This window comes from Spirosoma aerolatum, from assembly GCF_002056795.1.
GTDB classification, from domain to species: domain Bacteria; phylum Bacteroidota; class Bacteroidia; order Cytophagales; family Spirosomataceae; genus Spirosoma; species Spirosoma aerolatum.
The window spans coordinates 6,254,672-6,277,312 of sequence record NZ_CP020104.1 but is presented as its reverse complement, the minus strand read 5'-3'; the positions used below and the strand labels follow the sequence as shown (position 1 = coordinate 6,277,312).

General features: G+C 49.0%; 18 protein-coding genes. 12 read left to right on the top strand and 6 right to left on the bottom strand.

The features are described from left to right. Window positions 1-118 precede the first annotated feature (118 nt). Window positions 119-694 (top strand): hypothetical protein, encoded by a 576-nt coding sequence (locus B5M13_RS26040; protein ID WP_080058456.1) that lies wholly within the window; start codon window positions 119-121, stop codon window positions 692-694. Window positions 695-860: 166 nt separating this feature from the next. On the opposite strand, the gene B5M13_RS26035 is transcribed toward B5M13_RS26040, so the two are convergent. Then, complete coding sequence (locus B5M13_RS26035) at window positions 861-1,199, bottom strand: hypothetical protein (RefSeq protein WP_080058455.1); 339 nt, start codon at window positions 1,197-1,199, stop codon at window positions 861-863. A 249-nt stretch (window positions 1,200-1,448) separates the two neighbouring features. On the opposite strand from B5M13_RS26035, the gene B5M13_RS26030 reads away from it, so the two are divergent. The 4 genes from B5M13_RS26030 to B5M13_RS26015 are packed head-to-tail and all read left to right on the top strand — an operon-like array spanning window position 1,449 to window position 5,237. Further along, window positions 1,449-2,609 carry a sensor histidine kinase gene (locus B5M13_RS26030; protein ID WP_080058454.1) on the top strand — a complete coding sequence of 387 codons (1,161 nt, stop codon included), beginning with the start codon at window positions 1,449-1,451 and terminating at the stop codon, window positions 2,607-2,609. 42 nt (window positions 2,610-2,651) lie between these two features. Then, entirely contained in the window at window positions 2,652-3,401 is a 750-nt protein-coding gene (locus B5M13_RS26025) for a LytR/AlgR family response regulator transcription factor (protein ID WP_080058453.1), read from the top strand. 49 nt (window positions 3,402-3,450) lie between these two features. Continuing rightward, window positions 3,451-4,290 carry a ThuA domain-containing protein gene (locus B5M13_RS26020; protein WP_080058452.1) on the top strand — a complete coding sequence of 280 codons (840 nt, stop codon included), beginning with the start codon at window positions 3,451-3,453 and terminating at the stop codon, window positions 4,288-4,290. Between the two features lie 11 nt (window positions 4,291-4,301). Continuing rightward, on the top strand, window positions 4,302-5,237 hold the full coding sequence (locus B5M13_RS26015; RefSeq protein WP_080060084.1) for a sugar phosphate isomerase/epimerase family protein: 936 nt from the start codon (window positions 4,302-4,304) through the stop codon (window positions 5,235-5,237). 237 nt (window positions 5,238-5,474) lie between these two features. Here B5M13_RS26015 and B5M13_RS34275 read toward each other — a convergent pair whose 3' ends face one another. Both B5M13_RS34275 and B5M13_RS26005 read right to left on the bottom strand, forming a co-directional pair. Then, window positions 5,475-5,585 carry a LytTR family transcriptional regulator DNA-binding domain-containing protein gene (locus B5M13_RS34275; RefSeq protein WP_245859503.1) on the bottom strand — a complete coding sequence of 37 codons (111 nt, stop codon included), beginning with the start codon at window positions 5,583-5,585 and terminating at the stop codon, window positions 5,475-5,477. Between the two features lie 73 nt (window positions 5,586-5,658). Continuing rightward, on the bottom strand, window positions 5,659-6,033 hold the full coding sequence (locus B5M13_RS26005) for a LytR/AlgR family response regulator transcription factor (RefSeq protein ID WP_080058451.1): 375 nt from the start codon (window positions 6,031-6,033) through the stop codon (window positions 5,659-5,661). A 420-nt stretch (window positions 6,034-6,453) separates the two neighbouring features. Here B5M13_RS26005 and B5M13_RS26000 point away from each other — a divergent pair, with 420 nt between their 5' ends. Further along, window positions 6,454-9,999 carry a ThuA domain-containing protein gene (locus tag B5M13_RS26000; RefSeq protein ID WP_080060083.1) on the top strand — a complete coding sequence of 1,182 codons (3,546 nt, stop codon included), beginning with the start codon at window positions 6,454-6,456 and terminating at the stop codon, window positions 9,997-9,999. A gap of 52 nt (window positions 10,000-10,051) precedes the next feature. Here B5M13_RS26000 and B5M13_RS25995 read toward each other — a convergent pair whose 3' ends face one another. After that, complete coding sequence (locus B5M13_RS25995) at window positions 10,052-10,954, bottom strand: Nif3-like dinuclear metal center hexameric protein (RefSeq protein ID WP_080058450.1); 903 nt, start codon at window positions 10,952-10,954, stop codon at window positions 10,052-10,054. 217 nt (window positions 10,955-11,171) lie between these two features. On the opposite strand from B5M13_RS25995, the gene B5M13_RS25990 reads away from it, so the two are divergent. The 3 genes from B5M13_RS25990 to B5M13_RS25980 all read left to right on the top strand — a co-directional run bounded on the left by B5M13_RS25990 (window position 11,172) and on the right by B5M13_RS25980 (window position 14,299). Beyond that, window positions 11,172-13,067 carry a YgiQ family radical SAM protein gene (locus tag B5M13_RS25990; RefSeq protein WP_080058449.1) on the top strand — a complete coding sequence of 632 codons (1,896 nt, stop codon included), beginning with the start codon at window positions 11,172-11,174 and terminating at the stop codon, window positions 13,065-13,067. A 160-nt stretch (window positions 13,068-13,227) separates the two neighbouring features. Continuing rightward, window positions 13,228-13,740, top strand: a complete 513-nt coding sequence (locus B5M13_RS25985; protein WP_080058448.1) for an RNA polymerase sigma factor — start codon at window positions 13,228-13,230, stop codon at window positions 13,738-13,740. Next, window positions 13,730-14,299, top strand: a complete 570-nt coding sequence (locus tag B5M13_RS25980) for a hypothetical protein (RefSeq protein WP_080058447.1) — start codon at window positions 13,730-13,732, stop codon at window positions 14,297-14,299. The genes B5M13_RS25985 and B5M13_RS25980 overlap by 11 nt, the downstream gene beginning before the upstream one ends. Before the next feature lie 160 nt (window positions 14,300-14,459). Here B5M13_RS25980 and B5M13_RS25975 read toward each other — a convergent pair whose 3' ends face one another. Continuing rightward, complete coding sequence (locus B5M13_RS25975; RefSeq protein WP_080058446.1) at window positions 14,460-15,569, bottom strand: AAA family ATPase; 1,110 nt, start codon at window positions 15,567-15,569, stop codon at window positions 14,460-14,462. Continuing rightward, window positions 15,566-16,264, bottom strand: coding sequence for an RNA ligase family protein (locus B5M13_RS25970; protein WP_080058445.1), 699 nt, complete (start codon window positions 16,262-16,264; stop codon window positions 15,566-15,568). The genes B5M13_RS25975 and B5M13_RS25970 overlap by 4 nt, the downstream gene beginning before the upstream one ends. A gap of 1,006 nt (window positions 16,265-17,270) precedes the next feature. Here B5M13_RS25970 and B5M13_RS25960 point away from each other — a divergent pair. From B5M13_RS25960 to B5M13_RS25950, 3 genes are all read left to right on the top strand, one after another. Continuing rightward, window positions 17,271-17,939, top strand: a complete 669-nt coding sequence (locus tag B5M13_RS25960) for an RNA polymerase sigma-70 factor (RefSeq protein ID WP_245859502.1) — start codon at window positions 17,271-17,273, stop codon at window positions 17,937-17,939. 68 nt (window positions 17,940-18,007) lie between these two features. Further along, a complete protein-coding gene (locus B5M13_RS25955; protein ID WP_080058442.1) occupies window positions 18,008-19,027 on the top strand; it encodes a FecR family protein in 1,020 nt (339 codons plus the stop codon). Between the two features lie 24 nt (window positions 19,028-19,051). Continuing rightward, the gene (locus B5M13_RS25950) at window positions 19,052-22,606 is read left to right on the top strand and encodes a SusC/RagA family TonB-linked outer membrane protein (protein WP_080058441.1); all 3,555 of its coding nucleotides are present in this window, start codon (window positions 19,052-19,054) and stop codon (window positions 22,604-22,606) included. Window positions 22,607-22,641 lie beyond the last annotated feature (35 nt).

The following is a 22,641-nucleotide window of genomic DNA, read 5'->3' as shown; positions in this document are numbered from 1 at the left end:
GAAATCTGTTTACAACCGCCATCGAATCGATTGATGATATAGAGCTACCAAACCGTGTAAGCAGGTTGCCACTTCCTAGTGGGTTGATTCTTTTGTTTCATTTTAATCGTCAATGAGTATGAAAACGATTGCTTTTGCAGTGCTTGCCGCATTGCCATTTTCTGTTCTGGGTCAACAAAATGCCCAACGAATGCCCTTCCCTGACAATGGAATTTATCGGTCGGCTTCCGATTTTGCCGCACGTACCTTAACCGATGGCTTCGACACCGGCCAGCCGGGCTATCGGCTCAAGAATGAAGTATTTGAGCCAGTTGTGAAAGTCGATGAGCCTAACCATCAGGAGTTTAAACTGTCGATGGCTAATTTATGGGGAGAACGTAAACTTGGCGTCGATTACCGGATTGTGGACGGCCAGCTTTATCGGATTGAGCATGCCGATCGGGTAATTATCTACAGTTTGCCCGCCAATACCATTACCGGGGCAGGTTGGAATACCTACTATTTTAGTCGGGAACTCAACTCGCCGATTTATTTGATCACAGCACATCATCTCAGCGATGTGTATTACGACCAGCCTGCCAAACTGGCTGCATTTGATGGTATCGATTGGCAGAATGATCATCCATCGGTTCGGGCCCGGCAATTGGTCGAAGCATTTTATAAGCCAGGGGTAACATCGCAGGTTGCGGACTAAGTTTGCCCTACGCCTGATCTGAGAAACAAGTAGCGGGCGACCTGTTCAACTGGTCGCCCGCTGCGTTAAAAAGTTTTCTAAAAAAATAGTTTGAAGTTTCGAGTACGGGATTTGATCCGAACAAGCCTATACAGGTGGTACTACGCTACGCACTGCCCTCTTCAAACTATTTATCGAACTGCATAGCCACCCATTGACGGTCGGTTGGGACTTTATGGGTAGCATTCCAAACAAACAAAGCCTGTTCAAGCGCAACGTTTAGTTGTTTCTTGATTTGTAGGCGACGAATATTCAACTTTCGGCTGATGGTTTCCTGATAAATCAGACGTTGGTCGTTGGTATAAAAGCGAACAATTGAGACACTACTTTTGGGAGTTGTTTCGACTACCCAGAATCCATCCTGTGGTGTAGTAAATGTGTTCAATGACTGGGCTTGTGTCCCGAATGAGGTAGCCAGGAAGAAAAGGCCAATAATGCTTAGGCAGAGGTGTTTACGTGTATTCATTGTTTTGTGCTTGTGTGTTTTCGATTTGTTGTTAACTGGATCAAACCTAGTGGATCAATCAATTGGATGCCCGAAAATTCGCTGGTTTACCATCGTTTATCGCTATACGTCAGCCATCCGTCTATGAATGTTGTTTCAGGCGAAACAGAGCCGTTCAGCGACGTAAGCCTGTCGTCTGTCGACTAACGAATCGTTCGGTAGGTGAAGCGGCTCTGTTTATCTATCTTCGGGTATGTAATCGGATGAGCTATGCAACGCCTGAACAAAGAATTTGTCTTCTCCAATCAACCCCGGCAGCGATTGATCCGGCATGGATTGTTCTGGACTGTCTGGATGATCTTTTTTACGCTGACCTACGGATTTCTGCCAGCAAATTACCTGTTGCATGAAGGGGTTGCCTGGCCAATGGCTTTTCTGAAAGGGTTTACGGTGGCGGGTATCGATTCGATTCTGTTCATGCCAGCGCATATGTTTTTGTCGTACAGCCTGATGTATTGGGTAATACCGCGTTATCTGATGCGGGGATGGTATTTGATGGCTGTTTTAAGTACCATATTGCTCGTGATCGCGACAGCCGCTCTGTCGGCGGTCCTGGCTGAGTTTGTGGTGTATCCGATCCGTATGTCGGTTTTCCATCGATACTCCGGCAACAGCTTCTTTTTTGCTATGATGGCGGGGATGCGTGGAGCCACGACCATTGCGGGGTTTGCGGTAGCTATCAAGCTGGTGAAAATCTGGTATCAGAAACAGGAAGCGTATCAGCAGGTCGAGCACGAAAAGTTACAGGCCGAATTGCAGTTGCTGAAATCGCAGGTACATCCGCACTTTCTGTTCAACACGCTAAATAATCTGTATGGACTCACGCTGCACAAATCGGAGCATTCGCCCGAAGTGGTTTTAAAATTGTCAGAATTGCTGAGTTACATGCTCTACGACTGCAATGCGCCTGAAGTGCCGCTTCAGAAAGAAATTGCTTTCATGCGTAATTACATCGGACTGGAACAGCTCCGGTACGGCGATCGGCTCGATTTGTCGCTTAGCCTTACCGGCGACTATCAGACCAAACTGATAGCCCCGCTTTTACTCGTCCCTTTTCTGGAAAATGCGTTTAAGCATGGGGCTAGTGAACAGCTGGAGCAAGCCTGGATGCATATTGAGTTGTCGGTGCAGGGTAATCAGTTGAAATTTAAAGTAATCAACAGCCGCGAAATACCGGAGCAAACGGATGGATATGTGGGAGGAATTGGGCTTCAGAATGTAAAAAAACGGCTGAAACTGCTCTACGAAGGTCGCCATGATTTACGAATTGTGGCTGAAGAAGAAACCTTTATGGTTTTATTAACCTTAGATCTGCAATCCGTGAAAACGATGCCTGCAACACCTGTTGCCCAGTTGGTAGAAACCGCCTGATTTGTTACCTTGGCTATTTTGTTTCGCACTACGTAGTTGTCCATGCCTCCGATACGCTGCTTATTGGTCGATGATGAACCCCCGGCACTGGCTGTGATTGAATCGCACATTGCGATGATTGATGGTCTGACTATTGTGGGTAAGTGCCATAATGCCATTCAGGCATTCGGGCTGTTACAGTCGACACCGGTCGATCTGCTGTTTTTAGACATTAAAATGCCCAAACTGCTCGGCACCGATTTTGTGCGCAGTATGCGGCAGCCGCCCAAAGTTATTTTTACAACGGCCTATCGCGATTATGCTCTGGATGGGTTCGAGCTGGATGCCGTTGATTACCTGCTGAAACCAATTTCGTTTGAGCGATTTTTGCGGGCGGTGTCGAAAGTTATGCGGATTGAGCCCAGTGCGATAGGAGCAGAAGTGCTGGACAATGAGCCGGAATCGATGAGTGAAAAGCCGGTCACCACGGCGACCGAATACTCGTTTCTCTATTTCCGGGCCGACCGTAAAATGGTGAAAGTGTTTATCCGCGATATTCTGTATGTGGAGAGCCTGAAAGATTACGTCAAAATTGTAACAACGTCTGCCAAACCCTTAGTAGTCAAACAAAGCATCAGTTCGCTGGAGGAGATGCTACCCGACGCTGGCTTTCTGCGCATTCACCGATCTTACATTGTTGCCATCGACAAGATCAATGCTTACACGCCCAGTTACGTCGATATAGCTGGTCAGGAGCTACCCATTGGCCGATTATATCATAAAGAAGTGGGCCGCGTGCTCAAAATGGAGTAGAAACCGCCAATTAAGGTATTCAGATACCAGGAATGCATTAATTGATTTCATGATCTATTTTCAGAGACAACTTGCGTATAGCCTGACACTATGCCTGTTCTGGCTGATAACTGGATTACAGGCCCAGCAAAATCCCAAATTCCGGGTTGTTGCGTTTTATACGGCCCAAAACGACCGCGCCCACATCAGCTTTGTGCACGAAGCCAATCGATGGTTTCCGAAGATGGGTGAGCAATATGGATTTTCGTATGATTCGACCAGCAACTGGGATAATCTGAACCCGGCCTTTCTGGCTACCTATCAGGTGGTGCTGTTTCTGGACACCCGACCCGATGAACCAGCCCAGCGGGAAGCCTTTCAGAAATACATGGAAAATGGCGGAAGCTGGTTAGGGTTTCATTTTGCCGCTTTCGCCCTCACGCCCTCCAAATACCCGCAAAACTGGGACTGGTACCACAACGAATTTATTGGGGCCGGATCGTACAAAAGCAACACCTGGCGACCTACATCGGCTATTTTACGGGTCGAAGATCGAAAACACCCGACTACGAAGCGGTTGCCCGCAACCTTCAAAGCGGCTCCCAATGAGTGGTATCGCTGGACGAATGATCTGAAAGCCAATCCTGATATCGACATCCTCATGTCGATCGATTCCACTAGCTTTCCGTTAGGTACGGGGCCGAAACCCCACGAAATCTGGCATAGTGGGTACTATCCGGTAGTCTGGACGAACAAAAAGTATAAAATGGTTTACGTAAACATGGGTCATAACGACATCGATTACGAAGGGAAAACTAACCGGGAGCTTTCATCGTCGTTCAGTAGCGAAGCCCAGAACCGCTTCCTGATCGACGCATTACTATGGCTGGGGAAAGGTAAAAAACGTTGATTGGTAAACTTATGGTTTCTCTTTCGCGTCGTAAATTTCTGCAATCGTCGTCCGTGCTGGCGGGTAGTATTTTGCTACCTTCGCTAGTTGACCGTCAACCGACGAAACAAAACCCGCTACGGTTAGGCGGGCCTATTTTTCTGAAAAGCGATGATCCCGCCGAGTTGGCCCGCGAACATCGCCGGTTACGCTACAGCGCGGCCTACGTTCCGAAGGTAGAACTCACAGATACGACCCGGATTGATGCCATTCGGAAAGCCTTTGCTAGTCAGAATGTACTTATCGCTGAGGTGGGGGCGTGGGTAAATATGCTGGAGGCCGATGCGGTAAAACGGAAGAAAAACCTGGATTACGTGACAGAACGACTGGCACTGGCCGAAGCGGTTGGTGCCCTTACCTGCGTGAACATTGCCGGGTCGTTCAACCGTACCCAATGGGATGGTCCCGATGCCCGAAACCTGACTCAGGAATACATCGACGCAACGGTTGAAAACTGCCGGAAAGTGATCGATGCCGTGAAGCCCAGGCGAGCCCGATTTGCCCTCGAAATGATGGGCTGGAGCTTACCCGATGGGCCGGATTCGTACCTCCAGTTTATCAACGCCATCGATCGGCCTGCCTTTGCTGCTCATGTCGACATTGCCAATATCATCAACAGTCCAGCACGCTATTATAACAACACAGCCCTTATCAACGAAACGTTTCAGAAGCTAGGCCGCTGGATCGTATCTGTTCATGCCAAGGACATTTATGGAAAAGACGGCCATTTTGCCGAAACCATGCCGGGGCGGGGGCAGATGGATTATCAAACGTACATCCGTAATGTAACGGCTCTACCGCGCGAAGTGCCTATGATGTTGGAGCACCTCCGCACGGCAGAAGAGTATGACGAAGCCCGTCAGTTCGTCATCAGTCAGGCTGATAAAGCGAGTATTCCACTGGCCTAACCTATTGCCAGAATACATGTAGGAAGGAGACTAAAAACATAAGTCTAAGGGCTGACTTTATATGCACCTGGAATCAGGATTCTATGACCTACAGCTGCTTGGAGAAGATAGGATTGACGTTCGTATCCTATTTCTGGCATGAAGCTTAATTGGGCGATCTCCCTGGCGCCGACGGGAAATGAGCAACTGGGTCTGATCCCGCATAACCAGGTAACCGGGTAGCGTTAATCGGGCAGCTCACTTTACTCGAAACGCATGCTGGGAATTGATCAGGGCGTGTTTGTGGACTCGTACGAACGAGGGCCAGCGTTTTTCAAACCCTTTTAAGGTGCGCGACATCAAAATCACGTCGCCATTGATGAGGTGGATGTGCCTATAGTTTTCTTCGCCGGTGAGATAGAGGGTTTTTTATTGATTGATCTCAGGACATAATGGCTGACCGATGCCGTTTAGCATAAACGATTTTGTGCAGTGGACTTAATTGCTCAACTACATCCGATAAACGCCGACGGGAGATCAGAAGCTGAGTCTGATCGCGCATGATCAAGTAGCTGGGCGAGGTGAGCCGAGCGGCTCTGTTTACCTGAAATGCATGCTGTGGATTGACGAGCGCATGTTTATGGACCCGCAGAAAGGAGGGCCACTGCTTTTCGAACCACTTCAGCGTACGACTGGTCAAAACCATGTCGCCGTTGAGCATGTGCACATAGCAGTAATTGGCATCGCCAGTTAGGTAAAGAACAGCATTGGTATCGAATCGGTAATGGCCTTTTGCAATAGTCAGTCTTTTTTTCATAATAAAAACGGCGGGCCGAACACCACCTACTGGTGTTCATAGGCAATAGTCAATGGCTTATACAAGCGTCCTTCAAAGACCCAGTAACAACAAAAATAAATTTTGAGTAAGTGGAATGGAAGTCTGTTTTTAATGAGTTTATCAACACGGCTGAAGAGTACATGAACAGGCTGAATTCATACACGAACTTTTGCTTTCATGATTAAAATCAGCACCAGTAGGTTATTTGATGAGTAAGTAGTTCTTCCTAAGTAGTGTTTTTGTTGGAATTGCTATTTACTGTATAGTCCGATTAGGCCAATACCGAACCACAGAATACAGGTAGTTTGGAGCGCCAATTTGCTTATTAACCAGCTAGTCGATTCGGCTCAAAAAGAGATAAGATCTGTGACCGATTCGAAGGCCCAACCTACCTTTTTTATGATTACGTTAACGAACTCTCCTAAGCCTATACTTCGCTGGCTGGCTACTCTAGGTGCTGCGGCTGGCTTGTATGCCTGTGCCAGTAATCCAAAAACGGTTACCACAACCACAGTCACGAAAACAACCTCGACTTCTACGGTTGCAACTGCGCCAACGCCACCCGTGCCTGTTGCGCCCAAACGCGTGTTGGTCTTTTCGAAAACGAAAGGGTGGAAACATACCTCTATCCCGTCTGGGATTGCCGCCATTCAGAAATTGGGGCGGGAAAATAACTTTCGGGTCGATACCACCAAAAATGCTGACTATTTCAACGATGATAGTCTGAAACATTATCAGGCCGTTATCTGGCTCAGTACTACTGGTAATGTGCTGAATCAGGTACAACAGGCCGCTTTTGAGCGATACATTCAGGCAGGTGGCGGTTATTTGGGCATCCACGCGGCTGCCGATACCGAATACGACTGGCCCTGGTACAACAAACTGGTAGGGGGCTATTTTGCCAGCCATCCCAGCAACTCCAACGTGCGGAAAGCAACCGTCGATGTACTGGATAAGAGTCATAGGTCGACCAATATGCTTCCCGACCATTGGGAGCGTACCGACGAGTGGTATAATTATCGATCACTCTACACGGATCTGCACGTACTGGCTAACCTGGATGAAAACACCTACGACGGTGGAATCAATGGCGCTAATCACCCAATTGCGTGGTATCATGAGTTCGATGGCGGCCGGGCGTATTATACGGGTGGAGGCCATACCGACGAAAGCTTCAGCGAACCGTTGTTCGTACAGCACCTGCTGGGAGCACTCAACTGGGTAATGGGGAGTGGTAAGCCGCTGGATTATAGTAAGTCATATTCAGTGGTGATGCCCGAGGATAATCGGTTCGTGAAAACGGTTCTGGTCAACGATTTAAACGAGCCGATGGAAGTGGCAGTTGCCAACGATGGTCGGGTTTTCTTTACCGAGCGTAGTGGCAATCTGTCGGTCTATGACACGAAGACCAACAAGCACCAGCTAGTCCATAAGTTCGACGCACCCACCAAATTCGGGCATGGTTTACAGGGCATTACCCTCGATCCGAACTTTGCTGCCAATCACTGGTTCTATGTCTATTATTCGCCCCCGTTCGACAAGGATCCGTCGTATAACCTGTCGCGGTTTACCCTGAAAGACGACAATACGATTGATCTGTCATCCGAAAAAGTGCTGCTTAAAGTGCCCAGTATCGCTGAGTCGGGTGCTCACCATGGCGGTTCGCTGGCCTTCGATAAAGAAGGCAATCTTTATCTCTCGACAGGTGATCACACCAACCCTTTCCCGTCGATCGGTTACGCACCGATCGATGCCCGACCCGATCATTTAGCCGCTGATGCGCGGGGAACAGCCGCTAATACGAACGATTTACGGGGTAAAATCCTGCGCATCCGGCCCCAGACCGATGGCACGTATACCATTCCCGAAGGCAATCTTTTTCCGAAAGGTACGGCACAAACCCGCCCTGAAATTTATACGATGGGCCTGCGAAATCCCTATCGTATTGCACTGAACCCTAAATCGTCGGTACTGTATTGGGGCGAAATCGGGCCAGATGCCGGGAAAGACAGTACGCTGGGACCACGGGGCTACGACGAATTTAATCAGGCTAAAAAAGCGGGCAATTTTGGCTGGCCGTTGTTCATTGGTAACAGTCAGCCGTATGCAGCCAATGATTTTGCTACCAATGCCATTGGCTCTCGTTTTGATCCAAATGACCCGGTAAACGATTCGCCCAAAAGCACGGGGCTGAAGCACCTGCCGCCCGTAAATCCGGCGATGATCTGGTATCCGTATGCGGCCTCGAAGGAGTTTCCGGAGTTGGGGCAGGGTGGACGAAGTGCAATGGCAGGGGAGTTTTATACGTACGATCCCAATTCGGCCTCTAAAAACAAATTCCCGGAATACTACGATGGGGCGCTGTTCATTTTCGACTGGATGCGCAACTGGGTAATGGCTCTCCGCATCGACAAGAACGATAATTACGTCCGTACCGAACCCTTCATGGCTGGTAACGGCGATTTTCGGCGGCCCATCGATCTGGCTTTTGGCAAAGACGGGGTAATGTATATGCTTGAATATGGCTCAGTATATGGCGCTGACAACGACGATGCGCGGTTAGTTAAAATAGAGTACAATACCGGGAACCGGGCACCGACCGTACGCGCTAATGTGGTCGATTCATTGGCGATGGCGCAGTTGAATGCTCGTTCGTACCTGACTTCTGATGGGCGCAATGCACCGGTGATTCGGGAAGCAGTTGGACCGGCTCCGTTGCGGGTTAAATTTAGTGGACGTGGGACTGACCTGGACGAAGACGACAAACTGACCTATCAGTGGTTGTTCGATGGCAAAACGGTTGGCGCTACCCAGCCCATGGCGACATACACCTATACTCAACCGGGTGTTTATAACGCCATTCTGCGGGTGGCCGATCAAACAGGTCTGGTTGGAGCCGATACGATTGTCGTGAAAGTGGGCAATGCTAAACCTGATGTGATGATTGCAACCCCGGATAACAAGTCGTTCTTCTGGGAGGGCAAACCGTTCACCTACGCTGTCAAAGTAACCGATAAGGAAGACGGCAAAATTGATCCGAAACGTATTAAAGTCGTTTACGAATACAATGCTCAGCCGCGAGGGACACCTGTTCTGGGACCCCAGCAGGGCCACCAGGATTTGGCGATGGTCGGGAATGGCTCACTTGGAAAAACCCTGGTTGCAGGGAGTGATTGTAAAGCCTGTCATACCATCGATAAGCCTTCCGTTGGGCCGACGTTTCTGGCGGTTGCAGATCGGTATAAAGGACAGGCAGGGAGTGTGGAACGGCTAGCGAAGAAAATCATTGAAGGCGGTGGCGGCAACTGGAGCAAAGATCACCTGATGAGCGCCCATCCCCAAATTCCGGTGCAGGATGCGCAGGAAATGGTCAAGTATATTTTCTCGCTGACCGATGCCCGTAAGCAAAAGACGCTTCCCTTGCAGGGAAGTCTGGCGCTGAACGAGCACAAACCCGAAGAGACCCGTGGGCAATACACCATCCTGGCATCCTATACCGATAAGGGCGAATCCACACCGGGCGGCAAGGCAGTTGGGCCACTGACCGGCTCGGAAGTTATTACGCTGCGTAGTGCTAATGTGAAAACGATCAATGCGGACGCGTATGTAGGGTTTCCCCGTTTCGGTAACAACCTGAGCGCAGGGAACCACAAATCGTATGTATTGCTGAAAGGCGTCGATATGACGACCATCAAGTCGCTGACCTACGACTATTCATCGCAGGATAAGGATGGTGAAATTGAAGTGCGGCTGGACTCGTATGCAGGCCCTGTGGTAAGCCGGGTGCCGTATAAAGCGACGGGGGCCTGGAATAAGACTGCGCAGGTAACCAGTACGTTCGACACACCCTTTACGGGTCGTCACGATGTGTATGTGATAGTCGTGAAGCGCGACAAACCCAACGATGGTATTATTCAGTTGAAAAGCATTCAGTTCAATCAGTAATGCCTTCAGCCCAACCTCTCTCAAAACGGAAGAGAGGTTGGGCTGAGAAAAACTATTCGTAGCTAAACGGATTGCCCGACGGAATGTAGCTGACCTTTACGCCGGGTACTTTGGGTTGCAGCCACGAAACGAGCCATTCCATCCCGGCGGCTTCGCTCATGATATGACCCAGTACTACCAGTGAAATGGTCTGCCCCTGCCGACGGGCATCGCGGATGTACTCGGGCGTTTCCCACTCACTGGCTTCTCCGCACAGTACCACATCGGGTTTGGCTTTTTCGATAGCCATGATCTGATTTCGACCACCCGCAGCACCCGGCAACAGCAACACGCGCTGGCATTTCTGAGCTGTATCACCAACGACCCGCACCTGCTGTATACCCAGTTTCTGCTTGGCATGGGTAATAATCTGACCTACCGTGGTTGATGGCAGCAGAAGAACCTGCGGGTTTTCGGGGTCTACGTATTTTTCCCAGCCCAACGCCGACAGCATGCCAGCCCGAATGCCATCAGGTTTATGTGAATGCCAATAATCGTGGAATCGCCAGACAGCAATGTTATTTTTCGTCAGCAGGTCATGTTTGTGTTTGAATACCGGATCGTTGCTGAGCCAGTCGGTTTCGTCGAGGTGATTGTAGAAAGTTGGTTCGTGGGCGATGATGAAGTTGGCTCCGGCAGCAATGGTTTTTTCAATAACCTCAATGGTCGTAAACATAGTCGATATAATTCCCGTGATGGTCTGGGATGGGCTACCCGATTTCAGGGTATCGACGGTTTTGGGAAATGGGGCGCCGGGTATCGTTTTCAGAATCAGATCCATCACTTGCCCAACGGTAAACGTGGCTGTGGTCGACGAACCTGCTTTCGTCAGAAAAGGCGTATTGATCAGGAGTGACGTGCCAACAGCTTTTGTGACAGTTGTCAGAAATTGACGGCGTCCGGGTAGCGTATTCATGCCTGGTTTTGGTTTAGACGAAACGATATTACGCAATTTTGATGAAAGAGAATCGGGGCCAATAGAACGCGGATTATTATGATCTTTATGATCAGCACTGATGAAATCATAAAGATCATAATAATCTGTGTTCTATTGGCAATAGCTTTTAAGAACGGCGTTTGAGTGAATCATTTCAGCTAATCAGTGGTTTCCAGATAGATTAGCTCACGTATTTATGCTGGAAAGACCCCTTACCGATTGGTTGCCGCTCACAAAACAGGAAGTTGACAAGAGAGGCTGGGACGAAGTGGATATTGTGCTGGTGTCGGGGGACGCCTATGTTGACCATCCGGCTTTCGGAACCGCCGTTATTGGTCGGATTATGGAAAGCGAAGGGTTTCGCGTAGCCATTATTGCCCAACCCAACTGGAAAGACGATCTACGCGATTTCAAGAAATTTGGTCGCCCTAAATATTTCTTTGGCGTAACGGCAGGCTGTATGGATTCGATGGTGAACCATTACACGGCCAATAAGCGTCTGCGTTCCAATGATTCCTATACCCCCGGTGGCGAAGCGGGTTTCCGCCCCGACTACGCCACCATTGTGTATTCCAACATTCTGAAAACATTGTATCCAGATGTGCCCGTTCTGCTGGGAGGTATTGAAGCGTCCCTGCGTCGGGTAACCCACTACGATTATTGGCAGGATAAACTGATGCCGTCGATTCTGGTCGATTCAGGGGCTGATATGCTGGTATATGGTATGGGAGAGCAGCCTCTGCGTGAAATCCTGAAACTGGTTCGGAAAAATGTACCGTTTTCGTCCATGCGGAATATCAATCAGGTGGCATTCATGCATGATGCACAGACCGAACTGCGGGATTACAACAACTGGAATACAGTAGAGTTGTCGAGTCATGAGGAGTGTCTGGACGATAAGATCAAGTACGCGGCCAATTTCAAGATTGTCGAGGTTGAGTCCAACAAGTGGCAGGCGAACCGGATCACCCAAAAGGTTGGCGATCAGGTTCTGGTGATTAATCCGCCGTTCAAAACGATGGACGAGACCGAAATCGATAAGTCGTTCGATCTGCCGTATACCCGTCTGCCGCATCCGAAATACAAAAAACGTGGGCCGATTCCAGCTTACGAGATGATCAAATTCTCGGTCAATATGCACCGGGGTTGTTTCGGTGGCTGTAGCTTTTGTACTATTTCGGCGCACCAGGGTAAGTTTATTGCATCGCGGAGCGAGAAATCAGTAATGCGTGAAGTCGAAGAGATTACGAAACACCCTGAGTTTAAGGGATACATCTCGGACCTGGGCGGCCCTTCGGCCAATATGTATAAGATGAAGGGGAAAGACGAGTCGATCTGTGCCCGTTGCCAGAGTCCAAGCTGTATTCACCCGGTTATCTGCTCGAACCTCGATACCTCACATAAGCCTCTAACGCAGTTATACCGTCAGGTCGACGCGCATCCGAAAATCAAGAAAGCGTTTGTCGGGTCGGGTGTTCGGTACGATCTACTGGTCGATGATTTCAACAAAAACAACGAAGACGGTAACCACGACGAATACATGGAGCAACTGACTACGCGCCATGTATCGGGCCGATTAAAAGTGGCTCCTGAACATACCGCCGACGATACGCTGCGGATTATGCGGAAACCATCGTTCAAGTATTTTAAGCTGTTCAAGAAAAAATACGACCAGATTCAGGAGAAGCACAACCTCAAGCAGCCGCTGATTCCCTACTTCATTTCGTCGCACCCCGGCTGTGAAGAACAAGACATGGCCAACCTGGCAGCTGAAACCAAAGACATGGGTTTTCAGCTCGAACAGGTGCAGGATTTCACGCCCACACCCATGACTGTGGCTGAGGTGATCTACTACTCAGGTGTGCATCCGTACACGCTGAAACCCGTTAAAACGGCCAAAACGCGGGATGAGAAACAGGCGCAAAACCGCTATTTCTTCTGGTACAAACCTGAATACAAAGACTGGATTCGGAACCGCCTGAACAAACTCAACCGCCCCGATCTGGCTGATAAACTGCTGGGTGGGCCGAAAAAAGAAAAATCGGGTAAACCGACATTCAATCGAAACTTTTCGGCTAGAAAAAAACGGTAGATACAATCGCCAACGGGCAATAATGGAATTATCTCCAACAAACGCGAAGTCTTCTGGCTTCGCGTTTGTTGTTTAAGAATGCTATGGTGTATGTCATTTTGCTCCGATCTGTAAGAAATGAAAGCCTGATGCGTACTAATTAGCGTAAACCAAGGAAGTCATGACGGAATCTGAGCAGAACAATATTTTCGGCAAGTGGCTTCAGCAACATAAAGGGCAGATTTTTAAGGTGGTTCGGGCTTATGCAGCAACGACAATGGATCAGGATGACCTGTTTCAGGAGATAATGATTCAGGTATGGCACTCTATTCCCGCCTTCCGAAAAGAGTCGTTGGTCAATACCTGGGTCTATCGCATTGCGCTCAACACCGCTATTAAGTGGGTTGGCAAAGAGCAAAAGTATGCGAAAAGCCGCGAATCGCTCGACACGGTTCAGGCTGTTTTGCAGGAAGCCAAAGTACCACTCGACGAGCGCCTGAGCTGGCTCTACGAAGAGATTCACAAATTCGATGAAATCGATCGATCCATTACCCTGTTGCTGCTGGATGGCTTCAGCTATAAAGAGATGGCGGCCATGCTGGGTATCACGGAGTCGAATGTGGGAGTGAAGATTAATCGAATCAAGAAACAACTGATTGCCCGATCAAAACAACTGAATCCATATGGAATTTGACGAACTGCAAAAAATCTGGGACTCTCAAAATCAACGCCCTATGTACATGATTAACGAAGATGCGCTGCACAATCGCATTCATACGAAAAAGGCGAAGGCCAGCCATATTACCAATGCCAGCGAATGGCTCCTGATTGGCGTTAATGCCGGAGCAGGCGGTTTGTTACTTGGTCTGACGGTGTCAAAGGTGGGCAGTACTGTGTTTATGTATCTGCTGGCAGGCTGGATGCTGATTACTGCACTAGCCGTTTTGGTGAGCCGAATCCGCAGATTACAGCGAGAGAATCGGTTTGATCGTTCGCTAGTTGGCGAACTGGATCATGCCATCGCCATGACAACCTATCAGGTACGACTCTCCCAACTCATGCGCTGGAATAATTTGCCCATTGCTTTACTGGTCATAGCTGGTTTGCTGGAAGGAGGGAAGCCGCTATGGTTCGCATTCGCCCTGGTCCTTTTCTTCATACTGGTCAATTTTGCCAGCGGCTGGGAGCATCGCTTTTATCAGTCCAGAAAGCTGGAACTGGAAACGTTGCAGCGAAAATTACAGCAAGGGTAGTTTTTCCTTGCTTCAGCTCGTTCGCGGTTATATAGTGGATGGCCGAGACTCGCATCTGCGACGGGCAAAACAATTTCATCATGAGTTGTTCGTCATGATTTTTGTCTTTAGCGTCACAGACGCGAACCTCAGTCAGCCAGGATGCAATCGCGGACGAGCATTAGCTTACTTCATATAGAACCTCATGAGCTTCCCAGACAGCCGGAATCTCTAGCTTCTCCAGCATACGGCTAACGGCTGGTTCGGGTACGGGATGTTTACGGTTCGCGTTCTGTTCGACCCGGCGGGCGTTGGGTACTTCCAGATAGACTAGTTTAACCCAGGCACCGTAGGTCACGAATAAATCAATCAACTGTGACCGTAAGTTCCGGGTTATGTTGGTAGCATTCCAGACAAACGACTCCTGGCTTCGCAAATAAGCCCGCGCCTGTTCTTTTGCCATTTGGACAACCCGGCCTGTTCCCTTCCGATCTAACGGGTCGATGCCGAACTGCCGTCGAATACCATCCAGACTGACCACTGGCCAATCCCGATAGTGCGACAGCAGGTAATGGTCCTTCCCCACGCCCGGTAAGCCACTCAATAGTACAACCGTTGTTTTGGTATCGTCGTAAAGTGGGAAATCGGGAGCCAAATCGTCGCGTCGGAAATACTGGAACCGGGTCAGATTTGACGCAAACGGATACGATTTACCCCAGCAATCCTGCTCGCGGCAGAACTCCTCAAACAGATCAATCCGGTACAACAACTCGTCCTGATCGGCGCAGACTCGCCCCAGCACATCGGCGCGGGCCAACAGCGCCAGCCAGGCCGTATTGACTTCCAGACTGGCCTGCAAAAGCGCTTGACGTGGGCTTTCTTTCTCAAATATCCAGAGCGGCAAACCATGATAACGGACAAGCCTGGCGACGGCTTCACGCTGAATGAAAGGCGTCGGATACGCGTCATATAGGAGTAGTCGAGCGGTTCGTTCGCCTTTTCGGGCATGGCCTTTGGAGGTAATTCGTCCATCACCTTCCTGCATGGTTGTCGAGCGCTTTTCAACATCATGCAGTAGCGCGGCTGCCCAAAGGATCGCCTGTTCGTTGGCGGGAAGTGCCCGATAAGCCGGTAACAATTCAAGGGCCTCCAGCACCATGCGGGTATGCACGGCTACATCACCTTCGGCATGATGGGCCGGGTCTTGCGGAACGCCTACCATATCGCGGACAAAATCGAACTGGCGCAGCAAATCGGGCCAGCTTTTCCGGTCAGTTAATTGCCAGTTCATACGTTCCTCCTTTCCCACGCTAAAGGCGCGCGTTTCCAGCTACGTGTCCAGTGTTCATTTGTCTGAACGTGCCCTTTACGAACATATTTGAATACCCGATGCGGAAACGCTGTTATGGCATACGACTCTGAATCCCGCGAAACAATACCCTCCATTGTGCATAATTCGCCCGTCTGGGCATCGACGGAGCCAAACCGACCCCCCAGACTGGCCAGCGAACGTACACCTGCTTCGATATCGTTGGCCTGTAACGGAGCGCTGATTCTACCTAATACGGGTACAGTCGGAAAGTCGAGCAAATGGGCGTAAAATTGCGTTTCTTCCCACGATAACCAGACATCATACTCTCGTACGGCAAAGACGAAGAAATGATCTTCCAGCCGTTCGTACCGGATGGAGTGGATCGCAAACAGGTTCTCCCCAAAGATTTCCAGATTGCCCAGGTCATATCGAATCAATTCCCACCGTTGGCGGATGGCGCTGGTCCAGGGCGATGTAGTGGGGGCTGCATGAGAGCGGGCAAAAACGCCGTAGCGACTCAGGCAGTTGTTTTCGCCGTCCAGTTTTTCAGTATGAATAAGCGTTTGAATTTGAGCCAGATCCGATGCGTAATCGTAGTTGATACGGTCGTCGCTGGTAGTGCCGGGCGAAAAGGGATAATGGTACGTTCGCCCGTACTTGGTTGATAAAGCCATGTTTCAAATAATTTAGGTAATACAATAACACACGGCCTTCGGAGTGAAGGCTTTTTAGCAAGGTGCGGTGTCGATTCGTATTACATGGCTTTGCCGGTGCATTGGTGCGCGGTTTCAGAATTGCGCGGCACAAAAGTAAAAAAATAAAAAACAGGCTAAAATTCTCCTTGAAAAGCTGAAATGTATTTTGTTGAGAATTTTAGCCTGTTTTGAATTGAAGGAAAATAGCCTGATAGTTACCTTCAGAGGTCGTTTCATTTGAACCATAAGCCAATCTAAGAAATGCTCAATCGTAGCCAATTGAATAGCCCCTGCAAAAGATCGACTCGCGGGCCAAAAAGACGCCCAATTCTTTCTTTTGAGGACGAATACGGCTGAACTGGCGGGAGCCTTCGGCTACACAAATCATATATAGTATCGCGCCGGCGGCCCGGCACAACAATGGCGACTAATAAGCGGATTTTAGCGGACGGCTGAAAGCCCAGCGCTTCTAGATTGAATCCATTGAATTTTAAGTGTTTAAATAAACATGGCTCTGGTCACCCGGTCGGTCTGCCAGTGAATCCGGTAGCGATCAGCAAGCTGACGTTTGCTCCAAGCTCTATTACTTAATAAAAGCACCAGCGGATCGCTACTTTGAGCCCCTTCCTGATGATAAAGGGCAACAAATTGGTAACGGCATTGGCCAATGACAACAGATTGATCAACCAAACGCCCCTTCAATGCTCTTCGCAACAGGCTACCATAGCTCCGTTGGCCTTGACTAATCTCGGCTTAATAGTCTTGCTGGGAAAGGCGAATAATAAACTTAAGGCACTATCAGCCAGAAAGTGCACGGGCGCCCCCGTTAAACCAATCACGGCCAACATATTCTCGGTCAGCAAGCAAAAACCGGAGAGAATGTCTTCAGGTACAGCGAATGAAATTTTTTTAAGTCCTTGTAAGTGAAATCTTAATTCTACTTGTCTTGCAAGGTATACGACACAACGGCTTACTTCCTAAGAACATGATTCAGTTGAACAGTCAATCTGGCGGTGATGCGTCTCACAAACGCATGATCGAACGAGTCGGCGAAAAAGAGAAAGGTGAGCTGCCAACACCAATACTGAATGATGAGCTATTTATTAAAAAAGCACTGGAGGCCGATTATCGAAAAGGAGTTGAATTATTATACCGCCGGTATTTTCAGCCACTCTGTAGTCACGCCATTAAGTTCGTTGGGGGACGAGCCATAGCCGAAGACCTTGTTTCGGATGTATTTTACACAGTTTATAAGGACCGGGTTTTTACGGAAATCACCACCTCGTATCGTTTTTATCTCTTTCGCGCCGTTCGAAATAGAGCTTATAATTTCCTCAAATGGGAATTAAGTCGGCAGGAGCCACTCGGGGTGTGGCATGATGTTGCTATGGCCGAAAGCCAGCAGCCTGATGCTATGAGCCAGTTTGATGAACTGTATCAGGATGTACAGCAGGCAATAAATTCGTTGCCGGTTGATCGACGCCGAATTTATTTAATGAATCGCTTCGAGGGGAAACGGTATCAGGAAATTGCTGAAGAGTTGACATTATCCGTAAAAACAGTTGAAGTTCAACTGTACCGAGCCAACAAAGCTATCCGATCCGTACTGAAGGCAAAGTGGCTTCTGGTATTTGTCTGTATGCTAATCGACTAACTATCCATACCTATTTTTCCATTCCGTAATCTATCCTTAAAGAGGAAGGTATCAATTCGGTTAACGCCATGAAGTCAACCATAACAAAAGAACTCATCGTTGATTATTTGTCTGGTAATGCCTCTGCCTTACAAAAACAACTGATTGACGAATGGGTGCTTGCTGAAGAAAACGAAGAACTTTTTTATAAATGGCTGGAGGAATATGAACTGGCTCATCCCGAATACAATGCCAATGTAGAGGGGGCCATTGCTAACTATCATCGATTTGCTGAAAAGATTGATTCCAGTGAAGTTGTACAGCCTGCCTTAGTTACCCCCAAAACCGTTCATCTGGTCAGGGGCGATTCCAACTGGTTTCGATTGTCCATAGCTGCTTCAGTCCTTCTAGTCCTGCTAACGGTTGGCTACTTGAAAAAAGATGCCTGGTATTATCAAACCTATAGCACTGACTTTGGAGAAACTAAATCAGTTACGCTACCCGATGGCAGTCAGGTTACCTTGAATGCAAATTCATCACTTCGGTTGCCACGCTGGGGTTTTGCCAAGAACACTAGACATGTCTTTCTGTTAGGAGAAGCTTCATTTTCCGTAAAACATACGGCTACCCATCAACCTTTTGTCGTTCAGACCGACCGGAAGTTTGACGTAGTTGTACTCGGGACAGAATTCTCCGTGTTTGCCCGTGAGCGCAAGGCAAAAATCGTGTTAAGCAAAGGCAAAGTTCAATTGAATGTACAAGTGGGTCCTGTCGTCCAGAAAATGATTATGAAGCCGGGTGATTTAATAACGCTCGATAGTCAGAATCACGCCCAGCTTACAACAACTTCCCAACCCGAAATGCATTCGGCCTGGCGGGGGCATCGCTACGTTTTCGACGGAACCACCCTACAGGAAATTATTTACCTGCTGGCAGAAAATTATGGTATAACGGCGCAGGTGGCTGATAAATCCTTATTGTCGCTAACGCTGTCCGGCTCGTTTACGGCCGATAATGCCGACCAGTTAGTAGAGGTAGTTGACGGAGTTTTAGGCCTGCAAAGTACCCGTCAGGATAATCACATGATGATTAGTCAAGGTAAACCATAGTCATTCATTTCAATCTTCTTTTTTATGAAAAAACAACTTTACTCAAGTTGGCGAGTGTTTGCTGTGCTTTTGCTATGCTCGTCGGGGACCTGTATTGGCTTCGCGCAACCTTCCTTTGCCTTCGCCAAACAGCGGCCGAGTACCGACAAAGTAACCACGGGCTCGCAACTGGTTCGGCTGAAAGATGCCTTAAAAGCACTGAAGGAACATTACAAGGTTGATATCATCTACGGTGATCAGTCCATTGAGCTGCTTTCGGTATCCGCCGATGAGGTGAAATTCCAGCAGTCGCTCGAAAAAAACCTGTCGAACGTGTTGCGCTCAAGTGGCCTTAAATACAAAAAGCTAAAAGATGGAACCTATTTAATTCTCGGAAAGAGCCAGAAGGGGGGGATCTCCGACGCACGATTTCCAGAAACCCCTGGTTCAATCAACCCTCAACCCATTGAAAAAATAATAGAGGATAGTAGAACTCGGACGGAAGTACCCGTGACCAATACACCGCAGGACATTGCCGTTCGTGGCCGGGTTACAGATGGCGATAAAGGCGACATACTACCAGGCGTAAGCGTGGTGCTGAAAAACTCTCAGAAGGGTACTACTACGGACGGCGATGGTACTTATTCGATTGCTATTCCTGATGCAGCCGCTGTATTAGTGTTTAGTTTTGTGGGATACGTGCCCCAGGAAGTGACGGTTGGCAATCGGACTACCCTCAACGTGAGTCTGAAACCCGACACAAAGTCGTTGAGCGAAGTGCTGGTCATTGGGTATGGCTCTCAGTCACGAAAAACAATTTCGACGGCCATTACCAAAGTAGAGGGCAAATCCATTGCGAATCAACCGGTAGGAACGCCAGGTGAAGCCTTGGCGGGTTTGTCTTCAGGGGTACAAGTGCAATCGGGTAGGGGTGGTTTTCCGGGCGAGGCTCCCACCATTCGGATTCGGGGTATCGGCTCACTCGGCACAAACAGCAACCCACTCTACGTCGTAGATGGCTATCCCTTGCAGGAGCCGAGCCAGTTCAACCTCATCAATCCATCGGATATTGAGTCTATCGAGATTTTGAAGGATGCTGCTTCGGCAGCTATTTATGGCTCCCGCGCTGGCAATGGGGTCGTTATTGTAACAACGAAACGGGGGAAAGCAGGCAAAACGGCTTTTTCATTCTCCGCTTACACGGGGATGCAGCAGATTGCCAAAAAAGTAGATGTCCTTCAGCGGGATGAGTACATTGAGTACATCAAATACGTGGCCCGCGTAACCAATCAGGCATATCCATCGGTGTTCGACACCAACCCTAAAAGCCTGCCCGATACCGACTGGCAGGATGCTATTTTTAGGCAGGCTCCTATTTCTGAATATCAATTGTCGGCAACAGGTGGTTCCGAGAAAGTCCGCTACGCTGTCTCGGGGGCTTATTTTACGCAGCAGGGAACCATGAAGGGAACCTCCTACGACCGTTATAACCTACGCTTCAATCTGGATGCCGACCTTAGTTCCAAACTTAGAATCGGGGTGTCATTAGCACCGTCCTATTCACAGCAATACCGGCAACCAGCGGGTGGGCCTTACAACAATGCCACCAGTAGTGAACTTTCGGGCGGTCGATCCTTACCCAATCCCGTTACGTCGGCCACGCTAATGCCGCCCATTGTTCCACTCTATACCGCCAATGGAGACTTTGGTCAAAACTTTGATGCCGTTATGAATGATGATGGCTCTTCGTTTGTGGCCGACAATTTGTTTAGTCCGCTAGCTATCGTTGAGCTCAACAAAAACCGGGTGCGCAATTACCGGCTCTTTGGGAGTGGCTTTCTGGAATACGAACCCATCAAGGACCTACGTATCAAGTCCTCATTAGGATCGACATTAAATCTGGAAGATCAGTACGCCTACGTGCCGTCCACCCTGGCGAACCAACTGGCACCACGCGCCAATGCGACGAACCCGGTTCTGGGGCAGATTTTTGCCCGCGAAAGCCAGCAGCTTGGTCTCGACTGGCTATGGGAAAATACCGCTACCTACAGTAAAGCCCTGGGAAGAGATCATCATTTCTCCGTGCTGGCCTTATATTCATTACAAAAATTCCAGTCGAAGTTTACCGCTACGAGCGGCCGAACCGGCACGTTTACAACAGACTTACTGACGAATCCGCTGGCTTCACCTGACCGTATCGGAGAGTTGCAATACGATCAGAATGCGTTTTTGTCTTACGGTGGCCGGGTAACTTACGATTATAAAAGTAAATATATTCTGTCGGCAGCGTTGCGCCGGGATGCTTCGTCGCGCTTTGGCCCAAATAACCGCTTTGCTACCTTCCCTTCCTTTTCGGCTGCCTGGCGATTGTCGGAAGAACCGTTTATGCAGGCGGTCAAGGCTACGGTGAATGAACTCAAGATCAGGGCGAGTTTTGGGGAAACTGGCAATGCAAATATCGGTAGTTTCAACTGGGTCAATTCGATTGTTGGCCGCAACTATAGTTTTGGTGGTCAGCGAACGTTTGGGGCTGCCCAATCGGGTTTCGCCAATTATGACCTCACCTGGGAACGTAACCAGCAAACAGATCTGGGCCTTGAGGTTGGCTTTTTAAACGACAAATTTTCGCTGTCAATTGATGTATACGACCGAATAACGAAAGGAATGCTTTTCCAGAAAGATCTACCCGGTATCGTTGGCTACGCCAGTACGTTCCGAACCAATCTGGGAAAACTTCAGAACCGGGGTGTTGAGATTTCCGGGAAAGCCAATCTGAAACTAGGTCCGGTTGGCTGGACAATCGATGCCAATATTTCGGCCAACCGCACCAATGTGCTTGATTTGGGTGGTCCGCAATCACTACCTCCGCAGGCTTCTGTTTTTGGCTGGAATAATGTCTTTCAGATAAAAGTAGGTGACCCACTGGGCTACATGTATGGCTATCAGGTTCAGGGGATTTTTAAAACCGTGGATGATCTGACCAAATATCCACAGTGGGTATCGGGCAACAAAGTGGGCGACTGGATCATCAAAGACCAGAATGGCGATGGTAAAGTGGATGAAGCCGATAAGGTCGTTATCGGGAAAGGCTTTCCCAATTTTATCTATGGGCTCACCAATACGTTCCGGTATCAGGGATTCGATCTGAGTGTGCTTGTTCAGGGTGTGCAGGGAAATAATCTGATCAATGGAAATATTCGACACCCGGCGGGCAATGTGGACTATGGGAGTCTGCAACTTTTCTATAAGAACATGTTTGACCCGGCAAATCCCAGTCAGGATACTCAATTTCACATGGCAGGTGCTGGTGGGGTGACCATGGGGAATAATTTAACCGACAGAGTTGTATTCAGCGGTTCATTCTTGCGGGTTCGGAATGTAACGCTGGGTTATACGATCCCGTCAGCCGTCTTAAAACGGATAAAACTTCAGACAGCACGGGTATTTGCCACGGGCCAGAATCTGTTCACCTTCACAAAATACCCCTGGTATAACCCGGAAGCCAGCCTGAATGGCGATTCGGCTTATCAACCGGGCGTCGATCAGGGCACCTATCCTGCCAACCGAACAGTCACGATTGGTTTAAACATTGGTTTCTAGTCCTATTTATACCGCTTTCAACAGCGATTACCCGT

Excerpts from the sequence above, each read along its gene's own strand:
- B5M13_RS26035 (WP_080058455.1), bottom strand. The coding sequence starts at position 1,199 with ATGAATACACGTAAACACCTCTGCCTAAGCATTATTGGCCTTTTCTTC.
- B5M13_RS25950 (WP_080058441.1), top strand. The coding sequence starts at position 19,052 with ATGAAAAAACAACTTTACTCAAGTTGGCGAGTGTTTGCTGTGCTTTTG.
- B5M13_RS26040 (WP_080058456.1), top strand. The coding sequence starts at position 119 with ATGAAAACGATTGCTTTTGCAGTGCTTGCCGCATTGCCATTTTCTGTT.
- B5M13_RS26000 (WP_080060083.1), top strand. The coding sequence starts at position 6,454 with ATGATTACGTTAACGAACTCTCCTAAGCCTATACTTCGCTGGCTGGCT.
- B5M13_RS25980 (WP_080058447.1), top strand. The coding sequence starts at position 13,730 with ATGGAATTTGACGAACTGCAAAAAATCTGGGACTCTCAAAATCAACGC.
- B5M13_RS25975 (WP_080058446.1), bottom strand. The coding sequence starts at position 15,569 with ATGAACTGGCAATTAACTGACCGGAAAAGCTGGCCCGATTTGCTGCGC.
- B5M13_RS25995 (WP_080058450.1), bottom strand. The coding sequence starts at position 10,954 with ATGAATACGCTACCCGGACGCCGTCAATTTCTGACAACTGTCACAAAA.
- B5M13_RS25970 (WP_080058445.1), bottom strand. The coding sequence starts at position 16,264 with ATGGCTTTATCAACCAAGTACGGGCGAACGTACCATTATCCCTTTTCG.
- B5M13_RS25990 (WP_080058449.1), top strand. The coding sequence starts at position 11,172 with ATGCTGGAAAGACCCCTTACCGATTGGTTGCCGCTCACAAAACAGGAA.
- B5M13_RS25955 (WP_080058442.1), top strand. The coding sequence starts at position 18,008 with ATGAAGTCAACCATAACAAAAGAACTCATCGTTGATTATTTGTCTGGT.
- B5M13_RS26025 (WP_080058453.1), top strand. The coding sequence starts at position 2,652 with ATGCCTCCGATACGCTGCTTATTGGTCGATGATGAACCCCCGGCACTG.
- B5M13_RS26020 (WP_080058452.1), top strand. The coding sequence starts at position 3,451 with ATGATCTATTTTCAGAGACAACTTGCGTATAGCCTGACACTATGCCTG.
- B5M13_RS26005 (WP_080058451.1), bottom strand. The coding sequence starts at position 6,033 with ATGAAAAAAAGACTGACTATTGCAAAAGGCCATTACCGATTCGATACC.
- B5M13_RS25960 (WP_245859502.1), top strand. The coding sequence starts at position 17,271 with ATGATTCAGTTGAACAGTCAATCTGGCGGTGATGCGTCTCACAAACGC.
- B5M13_RS26015 (WP_080060084.1), top strand. The coding sequence starts at position 4,302 with ATGGTTTCTCTTTCGCGTCGTAAATTTCTGCAATCGTCGTCCGTGCTG.
- B5M13_RS25985 (WP_080058448.1), top strand. The coding sequence starts at position 13,228 with ATGACGGAATCTGAGCAGAACAATATTTTCGGCAAGTGGCTTCAGCAA.
- B5M13_RS26030 (WP_080058454.1), top strand. The coding sequence starts at position 1,449 with ATGCAACGCCTGAACAAAGAATTTGTCTTCTCCAATCAACCCCGGCAG.